Below are 14,590 nucleotides of genomic sequence, written 5' to 3'. Positions count from 1 at the left end.
AATGCAGCAATCAAAAGAAGAAAAAGTACATGGTGTCTTTGAAAAAATTTACGGCAGCTATGATAAAATGAATTCTGTCATCAGCTTTCAGCAGCATAAGCGCTGGCGAAACGAAACAATGAACATGATGAAAGTGCCAAAAGGGGCAAAAGCACTCGATATTTGCTGCGGGACAGCGGATTGGACGATTGCGCTTGCTGAAGCGGTAGGACCTGAAGGAGTGGTCAAGGGACTGGATTTCAGCCAGAATATGCTTGCAGTCGGCAGGGAAAAAGTAAAAGCGGCGGGACTTGAGCAGGTGGAGCTGATTCATGGCAATGCGATGGAGCTGCCGTTTGAAGACAATACGTTTGAATATGTAACGATTGGCTTCGGGCTGCGCAATGTACCAGACTATATGCAGGTGCTGAAAGAAATGCACCGCGTTTTAAAGCCAGGCGGAATGGCAGTCTGCCTGGAAACGAGCCAGCCGCAAATGCCTGTCTTTAAAGAAGGCTACACCTTATATTTCCGCTATATCATGCCGGTAATTGGGCGCCTGTTTGCCAAAAGCTATGAAGAGTACTCGTGGCTCCAGGAATCCGCACGCCATTTTCCAGATATGAAGGAGCTTGCCCGCATGTTCCAGAAGGCCGGTTTTCAAAATGTGCGCTTTAAAGCCCATACAGGCGGAGTAGCGGCAACACATTACGGAAATAAATAATACTAGATCAAGAGCCGGGTGAAAAGAAATGAATATAAAACTAATTTATGCGCGATTAAAAGCGGATATTGATTTCATCGAACAAGAACTTGAACGTGCTGTCGGATCATCGTCACCCATTTTAGAAGAGGCGTCTTTGCATCTTCTTCAAGCTGGCGGTAAACGCATTCGCCCGGTAATGCTTTTGCTCGGCGCAAAATTTGGCGACTATGACATTCATCGTGTAAAGCATGCGGCTGCCTCCCTTGAACTCATCCATATGGCTTCACTTGTTCATGATGATGTCATTGACGATGCAGTGATCCGCCGTGGAAAACATACAGTAAAAGCTGAATGGGACAACCGGATTGCCATGTATACAGGAGACTATATTTTTGCGGCTGCTCTTGAGTGTATCACGCAAATTGAAGACATGGAAGCGCACCGGATTTTATCGCATACCATGACAGAGCTGTGTATTGGAGAAATTGTCCAAATCCAGGACAAGTACCGGTATGAACAGCATTTACGCGATTATCTGCGCCGGATCAAACGGAAAACAGCAATCTTAATTGCAGCCAGCTGCCAGCTTGGCGCAATTGCGGCAGGGGCACCTGCTTCCATCCATCGGAAACTATATGAATTTGGCTACAATGTCGGTATGTCGTTTCAAATCACGGACGATATTCTCGATTTCACTGCCAGTGAAAAAGAACTTGGCAAGCCGGCCGGGGGAGATCTTCTTCAAGGGAATATTACATTGCCCGTTTTATATGCAATGGAAAATGAAGAAATGCGCAGCCTTATTTCATCTGTGCACGCCCACTCCAGCCGTGAGGAAATCAATGAAATTATTGCCCGCTTAAAAAGCAGTGATGCCATTGAAAAGTCCCACGAATTAAGCCGGCGTTACCTGGACCGTGCCCTGAACATTTTAAATGAGCTGCCTCCGGGAAAACATCGCAATTCTCTGCGGGATATTGCCCATTTTATTGGCAAAAGAAAATATTAATTTTTCCATGAAAGCGTTGTAAATTTACAGCGAAAGTGATACGATTCATCATGTCCGCATGTAAGCGGTATACATAATACAGGAGTGGTGAGCGATATGGAAAAAACATACTTAATGGTAAAGCCTGACGGCGTACAGCGCGGCTTAATTGGGGAAATTGTATCCCGCTTCGAAAAAAAGGGCTTCCGTCTTGCGGGTGCCAAGCTTATTCAGGTATCACGCGAAACAGCAGAGCAGCATTACGGCGAACATAAGGAACGTCCGTTTTTTGGCGAGCTTGTGGATTTCATTACATCAGGCCCTGTATTTGCAATGGTATGGGAAGGGGAAAATGTAATCGCGACAGCCCGCAAAATGATGGGTTCCACCAATCCGCAAGATGCAGCACCGGCAACGATCCGCGGTGATTACGGGGTTATTGTTGGGAAAAACGTCATCCACGGCTCTGACTCTCCAGAAAGTGCCGAGCGGGAAATTGGTCTTTTCTTTAAAGAAGAAGAACTTACAGATTACACAAAGTCAGGTTCCGAGTGGATATATTAAAAATCAAAAGAGTTTTCAGCCGGCAAAGCTGAAAACTCTTTTTTTATGAAAATATTCCTAATTTCCCGGCCGAAATCAGCTATAATAAAAGAAAAGATAAAGATATGGCCAGGAAGGATGAGCAAAGTGGGGGATTACGAGCAGTTTGTCGGCTCCATCAAACGAAAAACAGGCATTGACCTTGCATTATATAAAGAGGCGCAAATGAAAAGAAGGCTTACCTCTCTTTATGAGAAAAAAGGCTATCCATCCTTTTCTACTTTTTTTGATGCGCTAAATTCAAACCAGGAAATGATGAATGAGTTTTTAGACCGGATGACCATCAATGTGTCAGAGTTTTACCGGAACGGCAAACGGTGGGAGGTACTGGAGAAAAAAATTCTGCCGCGGCTTCTGCAGGAAAACAAGCGGCTGAAAATATGGAGCGCCGCTTGTTCCACAGGAGAAGAACCGTATACGCTGGCGATGGTTTTGTCTTCGCATGTGCCACTTTCATCAGTATCCATACAAGCGACAGATTTGGATGTAAGCGTCATTCAAAAAGCGAAGCTCGGGATTTATCCAGAACGGTCACTTGCTGAAGTGCCGGAAGCGGTGAAGAAAAAATATTTTCATAAGGAAGGATCGTTTTTTAAAGTGGCTGAAGAAGTGAAAAGAACGGTTACCTTTAAAAAACAAAATCTGCTCTCCGACCGGTTTGATTCGGGCTATGATTTAATTGTCTGCCGAAACGTTATGATTTATTTTACAGAAGAAGCAAAAGATGAGCTTTATCGGAAATTCAATGCGGCGCTCCGTCCGGGCGGTGTTTTATTTGTCGGCAGCACCGAACAGATCTTCAACCCTGAACGCTACGGCTTTGAAGTAGAGGATACCTTCTTTTATAAAAAAGCATAAAGCCGGTATGCCCGGCTTTTTCATTTACCCGGATTTATATGTCCATATGAAGAAATGGGCAGCACGGCAAAGCGAGAAAGCGCTTTTTATCTTCAAACTTAGAGAATTTGTCGCCGTTAAACACGGAATTGTGATAAAATTCTCAAAAACAGCTCTTTGGGCTGTTCCAATCGGCTTTAAATATGATATAGTAGTACATAACCGCTTTAACGCACTGAAGGGAGCAGGAAAATGAGATATTTAACAGCAGGGGAATCACATGGTCCGCAGTTGACGGCCATTATTGAGGGGCTTCCAGCCGGAATGGAGCTTTTGGCGGAAGATATAAATACAGACCTATTACGCCGCCAGAAAGGCCACGGCCGCGGCCGGCGTATGCAGATTGAAAAGGACCTGGTAGCAATCAAATCCGGTGTCCGGCACGGGCATACACTGGGCTCGCCCGTTACACTCGTTGTGGAAAATGATGACTGGAAGCACTGGACGAAAATCATGGGCATTGAGCCGCTCGACAGTGAAGAAGCAGCTGAAGAAATCAAACGGAAAATTACCCGGCCGCGCCCGGGCCACGCGGATTTAAACGGCGGCATCAAATATGGCCACCGGGATATGCGCAACGTACTGGAACGATCTTCCGCCCGTGAAACGACGGTTCGTGTGGCCGCCGGGGCAGCCGCCAAAAAGCTGTTAAAGCTGCTCGGTGTAGAAATCGCGTCACATGTGGTAGAAATCGGCGGCATTCGCGCGGAGAATATTCAATTTGATACCATTAAAGAGCTGCAGGAGCGCAGTGAAGCGTCTTCTGTTCGCTGCCTGGATGAAGAAGCAGGAGCGAAAATGATCGAAGCAATTGACAATGCCAAGAAAAACGGCGATTCGATCGGCGGAGTTGTCGAAGTAATTGCAGAAGGAATGCCGATTGGAATCGGAAGCTATGTTCACTATGACCGCAAGCTGGATGCAAAGATCGCAGCAGCCATTGTCAGCATCAACGCCTTTAAGGGAGTTGAAATCGGCATTGGTTTTGAAGCGGCACGCAAATTCGGCAGCCAGGTGCATGACGAAATCGCCTGGAATGAGCAGCGCGGTTTTTATCGGAAAACAAACCGCCTTGGTGGTTTTGAGGGCGGAATGACAAACGGCATGCCAATTGTTGTCCGCGGCGTCATGAAGCCAATTCCGACGCTTTATAAACCTCTTGAAAGTGTAGATATCGATACAAAAGAACCGTTTACAGCGAGTATTGAGCGCTCGGATGCCTGCGCCGTACCGGCGGCAGCCGTTGTGGCAGAAGCAGCCGTTGCCTGGGAGCTGGCCAATGCCATTCTCGAACAGTTTAACGGCGACCGGATGGATTACCTGATCCGCCAGGTGCAGGATCATGCATCGTATGCAAAGGAGTTTTAAGCAAATGAATCAGGTCATGGTCGAGACATCCCACAAGGTTTATCCGGTCATTATTGGAGAGGGGGCGGTAAAGGAAATCAGCCGCTTCATCCTTCAAATGAAAAAAAAGCCAACCCGCCTGTTTGTTATTGCAGATGAAGCTGTGGATGCGATTCACGGCAGTACACTTCGCCGGGAACTGCCGGATTCCCTGCAGGCAGACTGGCATCTTGTGCCGGCAGGCGAATCCGCAAAATCTTTTGAAGTGTTTGAAGAATGTTTAACAGCTATGCTGCAGGCAGCGCTCGACCGCCATTCACTTGTTGTTGCGTTTGGCGGCGGAGCGTGCGGCGACCTGGCAGGCTTTTGTGCAGCCAGCTATATGAGGGGCATTCCCTTTATTCAGGTGCCGACGACCATTCTGGCACATGACAGCGCAGTCGGCGGCAAAACAGCGATTAACCATCCGCTGGGCAAAAATATGATTGGCGCTTTTCACCAGCCGGAAGCGGTCATTTATGATACCTCTTTTCTGGCGTCACTTTCCGAAAAAGAAACGAGAAGCGGCTTTGCGGAAGTAATAAAGCATGCACTGATTGCGGATGCCAGCCTGCTTGAAGAGATTCAGCAGACTGTAAAAAACGCAGGCGATATAAAAGGCGCTTTCCTGGAGCGCTGCCTGCAAAGAGGAATTCAAATTAAAAGTGCCGTTGTAAAGGAAGATGAAAAAGAAACAGGCGTCCGTGCCTTTTTAAATTTTGGGCATACGTACGGCCATGCTGTAGAAGCCCTGTCCGGCTATGGCAAAATCGCGCATGGGGAAGCGGTGGCCTGCGGAATGATTTTTGCCCTGTATGCATCTGCCTTTAAAAACAATCTTTCGTTTGATATTCATTTCTTTGCCTCGTGGCTGAAGCAGGCGGGCTACCCGGTTGAAGCGGGGCTTAATTTTTCCTTTAAAGAAATTTACGGAGTTATGACCCGGGATAAAAAAGCATACGGCGGCACCGTCCGGTTTGTGCTGCTGAATGAAATAGGCGCACCTTATGTAACAGACATGACAAAAGAAGAACTGCAGGCAATTGATGAGAAATTTCGAAAGGAGGCCGACCAGTGGTAAGAGGAATTCGCGGCGCGATTACCGTGCCGGCTAATGACGGTGACTTAATGATCGAAGCAACAAAGCGTCTGATCGCCGAAATGGTAAAGCAGAATAATATCGATCCGGAAACCGTCTGCTCCGCTTTTTTATCCGCAACAAATGATCTGGATGCGATGTTTCCGGCCAAAGCTCTCCGCGAGCAGCCGGGCTGGGAATACGTACCGGTTATGTGCATGCAGGAGCTGACGATCAAGGGCAGCCTGGAGAGGTGTATCCGAATTATGATGCATGTGGACACAGAAACGGCTCAAAAGAACATTCAGCATGTTTATTTAGAAGGAGCGGTTGTTCTGCGTCCGGATCTGCAGCAATCCACAAACTGAGAGGAGCTCGAATAGGATGAAATGGAAGGAACAAATATTGTCACTAAAACCGTATCAGCCCGGACGAACAACGGCTGAGGTAAAAAAAGTATACGGACTGGGGGAAGTCGTCAAGCTTGCTTCAAATGAAAACCCATTTGGCTCATCCGAAAAAGTAAAGGAATGCATCCGCGAATACGCGGAATCATTTGCTATTTACCCGGACGGATATGTGACAAACCTTCGGAAGGAGCTTGCCGATTTTTTGCATCTTGATGAAAAACAGCTTATTTTCGGCAACGGCTCCGATGAAATCATTATGATGATTTCCCGTGCCATGCTTGAGCCTGGCAAAAACACAGTTATGCCGACACCGTCATTTCCGCAATACCGCCATAACGCCGTAGTGGAAGGAGCGGAGGTGCGTGAAATCGAGCTGGTGAACGGAGCGCACGATTTGGACAAAATGGCCCGGGCGATTGACGAAAATACAGCGGTTGTCTGGCTGTGCAGCCCGAACAACCCGACCGGCATTCATATTACAGATGTACAGCTGCGCGGCTTTTTAGACCGCGTCCCGGAAGAGGTACTGGTTGTACTGGACGAAGCGTATTATGAATATGTCACAGCAGATGACTATTACAATGCGCTCGATATTATTAAAGAATACAAAAATGTCATAGTTCTTCGGACGTTTTCAAAAGTATACGGCCTGGCTTCTTTCCGGGTCGGCTATGGTTTTGCAGATGAAGCTCTGGCTTTGCAGCTTGATCCGGTGCGTGAGCCGTTTAACATTAATTCACTGGCGCAAAAAGCCGCAGCAGCCGGCCTTTCTGATCAGTCTTTTATTGATCAATGCCGCAAAGCAAATAAGGAAGGACTGGAGCAATTTTACGCGTTCTGCCGGGAAAATGGCCTGGATTATTACCCGTCAGAAGCGAATTTTATCCTGATCGATTTTAAGTGTGACAGCAATGAGCTGTTTGAATACTTAATGTCAAAAGGCTATATTGTCCGTTCCGGTGCAGCACTCGGTATTCCGGGGACGGTGCGCGTTACCGTTGGTTCAAAGGAACAAAATGAAGGCGTGATGAACGCGATGAGCAGTTTTTTGGCTGAAACTGTAAAAAGATAAAAGGGGATTCACCCATGAGAGGAAATGTCTTTATTGCCGGTCTCGGCTTAATCGGCGGATCACTTGCCAAAGCGATTAAAAAAGCTCACCCGCAGGCCCATATAGTCGGTTTTGATCTGCGTGAATCGGAACTCGGCCTGGCAGAAGCATTAAATATTATTGATGAGCAGGCCGTTTCGTTTGAGGAAGGTGCCCGGAAAGCGGATCTAATTATTTTAGCGGTGCCGGTTTTAAAAACGGAACAAATGATCCAAACGCTTGCCGCTCTTCCTTTAAAAGACGGAGTACTGATTACCGATACGGGAAGCACAAAAAGCCGTATTATGAAGCAGGCGGAGCTGTTAAGCGAAAAAGGGACCGTGTTTATCGGCGGCCATCCAATGGCAGGCTCCCATAAAAGCGGTGTAGCGGCTTCAAAGGAGCTTCTCTTTGAAAATGCTTTTTATTTGCTGACGCCTGGCGCTGCCGCACAAGAAAAGCACGTCGCTATTTTAAAAAAGTGGCTTGAAGGAACCCGGGCGAAGATCTTGGAAGTAACAGCGCAGGAGCATGATGAAATGACCGGCGTTATCAGTCATTTCCCACATATTATTGCCGCATCGCTCGTCCGTCAGGCCCAAAAGTACAATGAGGAAAACCCGCTGATTGAACGGCTTGCAGCCGGCGGCTTTCGGGATATTACCCGTATTGCTTCATCCAATCCGGAAATGTGGAAAGACATTTCGCTTCATAACAAGGAAATACTGCTTTCGTTGCTAACGGATTGGCGGGATGAAATGAATGGTGTTTTGTCTATTTTGGAAGCGGAGGACGAAGAAAAGCTCTACCGTTATTTCAATGAAGCAAAAGAGTTTCGTGACGGGCTTCCAGCCGCTTCAAAAGGAGCCATTCCGGCATTTTATGAATTATACGTAGACGTTCCCGACTACCCGGGCATTATTTCTGAACTGACCGGCTATCTGGCCGATGAGCGGATCAGCATTACCAATATACGGATTGTCGAAACGAGAGAAGATGTTTTTGGTGTGCTTGTGATCAGCTTTCAAAGTGAAAAAGACCGTCTTCGTGCCAAGCAGTGCATAGAACAAAAAACAACGTATGACTTATTTTTAGCGTAAGAGAGGTTAAGAAACCATGAAACTGACGTTTAACAAGCCGTCTCTGGGCGGAACGATTGAAGTGCCGGGCGACAAGTCTATTTCGCACCGCTCTATTATGTTCGGAGCGCTCGCAGAAGGCAAAACAACGATTCGGCACTTTTTAAAAGGGGAAGACTGTTTAAGCACGATTGACTGCTTTCGGAAGCTCGGAGTGCAGATCGATGAAACGGATGAAGAAATTATTGTTCACGGCACAGGCTGGGACGGGCTGAAAGAGCCTTCGGCAATTTTGGATACCGGCAATTCCGGCACAACCACACGCTTGATGCTTGGGATTCTGGCGGGCCGGCCCTTTCATTCTGTGATGATCGGGGACGAATCAATCGGCAAGCGCCCGATGGACCGGGTAACCGTTCCGCTGGCATCAATGGGAGCCGATATTGCCGGGCGTGACAATGGCCGTTTTACGCCGCTGTCCATCCGCGGAAAAAAACTGAACACTGTCGAGTATAAACTGCCGATTGCAAGCGCCCAGGTAAAATCCGCAGTGATTTTTGCAGCTTTGCAGGCGGATGGAGAGTCTGTGATTATTGAGCCGGAAGCAACACGTGATCATACAGAAAAAATGATTGAACAGTTTGGCGGCAGGATCCATCGCGAAGGGGACCGGATTATCATCGAGGGCGGCCAGTCGTTTAAAGGAACGGATGTGTATGTGCCGGGCGATATCTCTTCCGCTGCTTTTTTCATGACAGCAGCGGCCATCACGCCAAACAGTGAAGTGATCCTTCAAAATACCGGCTTAAATGAAACGCGGACCGGCATTATTGATGTGTTTAAGCAAATGGGAGCCGAGATGACGATTCAAAAAACGTCTGCATCGGGTGAGGAAATCGGCACCGTTACGGTGAAAACCTCAAATTTAAAAGGCACAGAAATCAGCGGTTCGATTATTCCGCGCCTGATCGATGAAATTCCGATCATTGCCCTGCTTGCCACGCAGGCGGAAGGCGAGACTGTTATTCGCGATGCAGAAGAATTGAAAGTGAAGGAAACGAACCGGATCGATACAGTCGTCAATGAATTAAAGAAGCTTGGAGCGGATATTGAAGCAACGGATGATGGAATGATTATCCGCGGCAAGTCAAAGCTGCACGGCGGCACAGTTTCATCGCATGGCGACCACCGGATCGGCATGGTTATGGCCATTGCTTCTTTAATTACGGAAGGCGATGTCGAGCTCCAGGATCATGAAGCCATTGCGGTTTCCTACCCGGAATTTTTCGAGCATCTGCGCCAGCTCGCCAAATAAAGGATTTCCTTTTCTAAATATGAATGAAAAAGCAAAGAGCAGAAATGTTTTTACATAAACATCTCTGCTTTTTTTTGTGCTATTGCATTTCTAAACAGGCCGGTGGGATTGTTTCTCTGCTGTGATGGCCGATTTGGGCCGGATTTTCATGCACGGGGGCGGTCTTCATTTTAACCGGCCTAAAGAATGTAAAAACCGCCCCATATTTTATTATTCCGGCTCAAGGGGGCTGCTGCCTGCATTCAAACGAACAGCTCAGCCGATAGAAGTTACCGGTCCTGCCCGGTGAATACAGGGCATCTTTTTTCTTTATTTGCAAAGAAGGAAAAATAACGAACAAGTAGAATACATGAAGTACGAGCGAAAAAGTTGCTCGATTGACTATCTTTGATTAAAATAAGAAATCAAGAAAAGAAGACGAAGAAAGAAGAGGCGGTAAACATGAACAATGCGGAAAATATGATCGCACACCTGGAAAAAGGGGACATGGCGGGTGCGTCTGCTCTGTATGAAAAGGTGCTGGCCTCTAGTGATGCAGAAGAACAATTTATGCTGGGCGAGCAATTGCTCCAGCTTGGCTTTTTAGATGAAGCACGCCAGCTGTTTGAACAGTTGCTGGAATCTTTCCCGGGAGAAGGTGAGCTGTCGCTTCTATTAGCTGAAACGTTAGTGGAGCTGGACCGTGAGGAAGAAGCGATGCTTATTTTAGATGAAATAGATGATACCGACCCATTTTATGCAAGATCCCTGCTTGTACAGGCAGACCTGTACCAGATGCAGGGACTGTATGAAGTCAGCGAGCAAAAGCTGCTGCAGGCGAAGCAGACAGAGCCCGACGAGCCGGTTATTAAGCTGGCGCTCGGTGAGTTGTATCTTGAAGAAGGGAAATTTCTAGAAGCAGTCCGGCAGTACAAAGAGCTTGAAGAAGCAGGGATGCCGGATATTGCAGGAATTTCGATTCAAAAGCGTCTTGCCGAAGCATATAGTGCAGGAGGGGCATTTGAAGAAAGCCTGCCGCATTTTGAACGGGCACTTGAAGAAAAGCGAGATATTGACACCCTGTTTATGTATGGATTCACCGCTTTTCAAGCCGGCCAGTTTAAAACAGCAGCCCTCGTCTTAACAGAAGCCGCAGAGCTTGACCCCGATTATCATTCGGTTTATCTGCATCTGGCACGCGCTTATGAAATGGAAGAAGAGCTTGATGAGGCCCTTAAAGCGGCCCGCGCCGGTATTGCACGCGATGCGTATCAAAAAGAGCTCTATTTGCTGGCTGGAAAGCTTGCACTGAAAACGGGACAGGAAGAAGAAGGAGAATCCCACCTGCGTGAGGCGCTTGCCCTTGACCCTGAATATTCAGAAGCAGCTCTTGCGTTAAATGCCCTTTTAATGAAGAAAGAAGATTATGAAGGTGTTTTGGAGATTGCATCGGCATTTCGTGAGACAGGCATTGACGAACCGCTTTTGCTCTGGGATGCAGCCCGTGCAGCCGAGAAGCTTGAAAACTACAAAGAAGCGGCCGGGTTGTATGAATATCTGTATCCGGTTCTGAATGAAAACACAGAGTTTGTAGCAGAGTATGGGTACTTTTTGCTTGAAGAAGGCAGCCGGGCCCAGGCGCTGCCGCTGTTTGAAAAGCTGATGAAAGAAGAGCCGCTGAATGAGGAGTGGACAGAGCTTGTTGAACGACTGAAAATGGATATATACTAAAAAAGGATAAAAGACAGAGGAGTGATGATGATGGCTGCCCCGGTTTCCGTTCATGAAAAAAAGGACTTTATCCGCTGGTTTTTAAATCATTATCAGCTGAAGCGCAGGGAATCTGTCTGGATTTTAAATTATTTAATGAGCCATGACCAGCTTATGGAGCATGTTCATTTTGTAGATGACGCGCAATACTGCCCGCGCGGCATGATTATGTCATCCCATTGTGTAGACAGTGCACCGTTTCGTTTTTTTAAAGATAATATTATGACAACGGATGCGGAAAAATCGTTTCATGACATCCGTTTAAATAAAGAAGAAGATATCTTTATCGAGTTAAAATTTAAAGGCGCCCAGCTGTCCCATCAATATGCGGCAGTCCGGGTGGAAAATCCGTTTATGCCCAAGCGGACCCGGCTGACCGAAAAAGAAAAAGAGCTGGCTGAGCAGTTTTTAAAATGGAGTGTATACGAGTTTCAGCGTGACCGGCTGAATGAGCGGATTGACGAGGCGCTCGATCAAGGAGACAAAGAAGCTTTTCTCCGCTTGACCGGGGAATTAAATGAGCTTCTTGAGCGCATGAACGTATCGGATCCGTATAAAAAAACATAGACAAATGTAAAAATGGAGTTTCCCGGCAATCCGAGCATCTGATCATGAATCAGATGCTTTTTTATTTTGCAATTGCCAGGACAACAGAACAAATGTATGATGAAACAGGGTGATAAAAATGAATTGGAATGGAAAAGAGACTGCGTTGTTTCAGCAGCAAAAAGAATACATTGATACAGCAATGGTGCCGCTGGTTCCTGCTGATTTTGGAGCCGGAATGATCCAGTCTGCGGAACAGTACGAATTTGTGCAGCTGCTTGTTGTTTTTTTGGAAAGGCAGTTTAAAGGGCGTGTTTTAACAACGCCGCCGCATGCTTACTTGACTGACAGCCCGAACCGCCTTGCCGAAGCAAAAAAATGGTCTGAAAAACTTCGGGGTGCCGGATTCAAGCATGTGTTTTTTTTTACAGCGGACAGTGCCTGGCGGGATAAAGAAGAAGAGTTAAATGCGTCTGTTATCTGGATTCCCTCGGTACCGCTTGGAGATATGGATGACAGCATCAAGTATTCTATCATCGAAAACCAGGCAAAGCAGATTGTCAATATCATTGTGCAAAAATGGCAGGGGTATGCGGAATAGTTCATAAAATCGTCACATTCAAAAAAATGTTTTCATTTCGGATGTTATTGACCTCCATACATGGATGGATTATCATAATAATGTCCTAGTTTATGTTTATGCTCATATAGAGTCCCTAGCGGACGAAGCTATTGTATAGAGGGGGGAAAAAAATGAGTAAACAACCTGTATCAAGACGCCAGTTTCTTAACTACACGCTCACTGGTGTAGGCGGTTTCATGGCTGCGGGTATGCTGATGCCAATGGTGCGATTTGCTGTGGACCCGGTGCTGAAAGGGGAAGCGGCCGGTGATTTTCATCCGACGCAGCAAAAAGTGGCTGATCTTACCGATGTGCCGGTACGTGTCGATTTTTCTTATGAGCAGACCGATGCATGGTACACATCTGAAGTTACGAGTACAGCCTGGGTTTACAAAAATGACAAGGGTGAGGTTATTGCGCTGTCACCGATTTGTAAGCATCTTGGCTGCACGGTCAGCTGGGAAGGAAATGAACATAAGAACCAGTTCTTCTGTCCGTGCCATAATGGCTTGTATGAAAAGAATGGGAAAAATGTTCCGGGAACACCGCCGCTTAAGCCGCTTGATGTGTACCCGACAGCCGAAAAAGACGGCCTGCTTCAGCTTGGCAAGCCACAGGCAAACAATATCGTGTAAAGGAGGCGTAATACATGCTCAATAAAATTTATGACTGGGTGGATGAACGTCTCGATATTACGCCAATGTGGCGCGATATTGCAGACCATGAAGTGCCTGAGCACGTCAACCCGGCCCATCATTTCTCGGCATTTGTCTACTGTTTCGGCGGTTTGACTTTTTTCGTTACCGTTATTCAGATTTTATCCGGAATGTTCCTGACAATGTATTATGTGCCGGATATTAAAAATGCATGGGAATCCGTTTACTATTTGCAAAATGAAGTTGCATTTGGCGTCATTGTGCGCGGTATGCACCACTGGGGTGCGAGTCTTGTTATTGTTATGATGTTTTTACATACGCTGCGTGTCTTTTTCCAAGGAGCTTATAAAAAGCCGCGTGAATTAAACTGGATTGTCGGCGTACTTATTTTCTTTGTTATGCTCGGCCTTGGATTTACAGGCTACCTGCTTCCGTGGGATATGAAGGCGCTTTTTGCGACGAAAGTAGGGATCGAGATTGCGGCTTCTACACCGCTGATCGGCCATGAATTAAAAGTATTGCTTGCCGGACATCCGGATATTGTCGGAGCCCAGACGCTGACACGTTTCTTCGCTATTCATGTCTTCTTCCTGCCGGCCGCTTTGCTCGGCTTAATGGGTGCTCACTTTATCATGATCCGCAAGCAGGGGATTTCCGGCCCGTTGTAAAACCGGATGCCTGTTTTAGTTTGATTAAAAGGAGGGGAACGCAATGCATCGTGGAAAAGGGATGAAGTTCGTCGGGGATTCTCGTATTCCGGCTGAACGCAAACCAAATATCCCGAAAGATTATTCGGAATATCCAGGCAAAACGGAAGCCTTCTGGCCAAACTTCCTTTTAAAGGAATGGATGGTTGGTTCCGTCTTCCTGATCGGGTATCTTTGTCTGACAATCGCCCACCCGTCTCCGCTTGAGCGTGTCGCGGATCCGACAGATACCGGCTATTTGCCGCTGCCTGACTGGTATTTCTTATTCTTATACCAATTACTGAAATATTCATACGCATCAGGACCATACAATGTCATTGGGGCGTTTATCATTCCGGGCCTTGCATTTGGCGGCTTGATGCTGGCACCGTTTATTGACCGCGGTCCAAAGCGCCGTCCGTTGGAACGGCCATTTGCGACTGGCTTTATGCTGCTGGCGCTTGCCTCAGTTATTTATCTTACATGGGAATCTGCCGACGCGGTGGACTGGGAAGCAAAAGAAGCACAGGGGAAAATCGTCGAAGAAGCGGCGATCGATACCAGTTCGGAAGGTTTCCAAATTTACGAGGAAAACGGCTGTATCAACTGCCACGGTGATACGTTATCGGGCGGAGCAGCTGCACCATCCCTGATCGGCACAGGCCTGACACCGGAAGAAGTCGCAGATATTGCGAAAAACGGGAAAGGCAGCATGCCAGCTGGAATGTATAAGGGAAATGACGAAGACCTTGTAAAGCTGTCTGAGTTTATTTCAACACTTGAAGCAGAATAATCGAAAA

The 14,590-nt window shown here is 47.1% G+C and carries 16 protein-coding genes; all 16 read left to right on the top strand.

Going from position 1 to position 14,590, the window contains the following annotated elements; genetic code table 11:
* Window position 1 precedes the first annotated feature (1 nt).
* The 16 genes from VP98_RS02575 (at window position 2) to VP98_RS02495 (ending at window position 14,583) form a co-directional block, all read left to right on the top strand.
* Window positions 2-703 (top strand): demethylmenaquinone methyltransferase, encoded by a 702-nt coding sequence (locus VP98_RS02575; RefSeq protein WP_046173724.1) that lies wholly within the window; start codon window positions 2-4, stop codon window positions 701-703.
* 28 nt (window positions 704-731) lie between these two features.
* Window positions 732-1,694, top strand: coding sequence for a heptaprenyl diphosphate synthase component II (gene hepT / locus VP98_RS02570; protein WP_046173723.1), 963 nt, complete (start codon window positions 732-734; stop codon window positions 1,692-1,694).
* Between the two features lie 96 nt (window positions 1,695-1,790).
* Entirely contained in the window at window positions 1,791-2,237 is a 447-nt protein-coding gene (ndk, locus tag VP98_RS02565) for a nucleoside-diphosphate kinase (RefSeq protein WP_046173722.1), read from the top strand.
* A gap of 126 nt (window positions 2,238-2,363) precedes the next feature.
* Window positions 2,364-3,134 (top strand): CheR family methyltransferase, encoded by a 771-nt coding sequence (locus VP98_RS02560; protein ID WP_046173721.1) that lies wholly within the window; start codon window positions 2,364-2,366, stop codon window positions 3,132-3,134.
* Window positions 3,135-3,365: 231 nt separating this feature from the next.
* A complete protein-coding gene (gene aroC, locus VP98_RS02550; protein ID WP_046173719.1) occupies window positions 3,366-4,541 on the top strand; it encodes a chorismate synthase in 1,176 nt (391 codons plus the stop codon).
* Window positions 4,542-4,545: 4 nt separating this feature from the next.
* Window positions 4,546-5,640, top strand: a complete 1,095-nt coding sequence (gene aroB / locus VP98_RS02545; protein ID WP_046173718.1) for a 3-dehydroquinate synthase — start codon at window positions 4,546-4,548, stop codon at window positions 5,638-5,640.
* Window positions 5,634-6,005: a chorismate mutase gene (aroH, locus tag VP98_RS02540; RefSeq protein ID WP_046173717.1), complete on the top strand. Its 372-nt coding sequence runs from the start codon at window positions 5,634-5,636 to the stop codon at window positions 6,003-6,005. The genes aroB and aroH overlap by 7 nt, the downstream gene beginning before the upstream one ends.
* Before the next feature lie 16 nt (window positions 6,006-6,021).
* Window positions 6,022-7,119 carry a histidinol-phosphate transaminase gene (hisC, locus tag VP98_RS02535; protein ID WP_046173716.1) on the top strand — a complete coding sequence of 366 codons (1,098 nt, stop codon included), beginning with the start codon at window positions 6,022-6,024 and terminating at the stop codon, window positions 7,117-7,119.
* A gap of 14 nt (window positions 7,120-7,133) precedes the next feature.
* Complete coding sequence (locus VP98_RS02530) at window positions 7,134-8,237, top strand: prephenate dehydrogenase (RefSeq protein ID WP_046173715.1); 1,104 nt, start codon at window positions 7,134-7,136, stop codon at window positions 8,235-8,237.
* A 16-nt stretch (window positions 8,238-8,253) separates the two neighbouring features.
* A complete protein-coding gene (aroA, locus tag VP98_RS02525; protein ID WP_046173714.1) occupies window positions 8,254-9,531 on the top strand; it encodes a 3-phosphoshikimate 1-carboxyvinyltransferase in 1,278 nt (425 codons plus the stop codon).
* A gap of 441 nt (window positions 9,532-9,972) precedes the next feature.
* Window positions 9,973-11,241: a tetratricopeptide repeat protein gene (locus tag VP98_RS02520; protein WP_046173713.1), complete on the top strand. Its 1,269-nt coding sequence runs from the start codon at window positions 9,973-9,975 to the stop codon at window positions 11,239-11,241.
* 30 nt (window positions 11,242-11,271) lie between these two features.
* Complete coding sequence (locus tag VP98_RS02515; RefSeq protein ID WP_046173712.1) at window positions 11,272-11,847, top strand: ReoY family proteolytic degradation factor; 576 nt, start codon at window positions 11,272-11,274, stop codon at window positions 11,845-11,847.
* 118 nt (window positions 11,848-11,965) lie between these two features.
* Window positions 11,966-12,427, top strand: a complete 462-nt coding sequence (locus VP98_RS02510; protein ID WP_046173711.1) for a YpiF family protein — start codon at window positions 11,966-11,968, stop codon at window positions 12,425-12,427.
* A gap of 152 nt (window positions 12,428-12,579) precedes the next feature.
* Window positions 12,580-13,083: a ubiquinol-cytochrome c reductase iron-sulfur subunit gene (locus VP98_RS02505; RefSeq protein WP_046173710.1), complete on the top strand. Its 504-nt coding sequence runs from the start codon at window positions 12,580-12,582 to the stop codon at window positions 13,081-13,083.
* A gap of 14 nt (window positions 13,084-13,097) precedes the next feature.
* Window positions 13,098-13,772 (top strand): menaquinol-cytochrome c reductase cytochrome b subunit, encoded by a 675-nt coding sequence (gene qcrB / locus VP98_RS02500; protein WP_046173709.1) that lies wholly within the window; start codon window positions 13,098-13,100, stop codon window positions 13,770-13,772.
* 43 nt (window positions 13,773-13,815) lie between these two features.
* Complete coding sequence (locus VP98_RS02495) at window positions 13,816-14,583, top strand: menaquinol-cytochrome c reductase cytochrome b/c subunit (protein WP_046173708.1); 768 nt, start codon at window positions 13,816-13,818, stop codon at window positions 14,581-14,583.
* The last annotated feature ends 7 nt before the right edge of the window (window positions 14,584-14,590 follow it).

Origin of the sequence: Domibacillus indicus (genome assembly GCF_000970685.1) — a bacterium.
Taxonomy (GTDB): domain Bacteria; phylum Bacillota; class Bacilli; order Bacillales; family Domibacillaceae; genus Domibacillus; species Domibacillus indicus.
Note: the sequence above shows the minus strand (reverse complement) of the source record. Positions and strands in the feature narration are given on the sequence as shown.